This is a genomic window from Stenotrophomonas sp. SrG, assembly GCF_050031795.1.
GTDB lineage: Bacteria > Pseudomonadota > Gammaproteobacteria > Xanthomonadales > Xanthomonadaceae > Stenotrophomonas > Stenotrophomonas rhizophila_A.
The window spans coordinates 1-230 of the sequence record NZ_JBNBBE010001740.1 but is presented as its reverse complement, the minus strand read 5'-3'; the positions used below and the strand labels follow the sequence as shown (position 1 = coordinate 230).

Genomic DNA, 230 nt, shown 5'->3' with positions numbered 1-230 from the left:
TTGCCGGCGCGCGTTACGCCGGGCGTGACGCGTTCGTGTCGCGGAAGCGCTGATCCGCATGCGCAACTGGCGCTGGCTGCTGCTGGTGCTCGCGGTACTGCTGGCATGGCTGCAGTTCCGCTTCTGGTTCGGCCCGGGCAATTCGGGAGACGTGATGTCGCTCGAAGCCCAGGTCGAATCCCAGAAGCGCGACCACGCCGGCCTGCAACCGCGCAAGGATGCGCTGGCGG

General features: G+C 68.3%; 1 pseudogene. It reads left to right on the top strand.

The annotated features are described in order from the left end of the window. Positions 1 to 58: 58 nt before the first annotated feature. Positions 59 to 230: pseudogene (locus tag ACQG3P_RS25220) on the top strand (cell division protein FtsB); the annotation flags it as partial.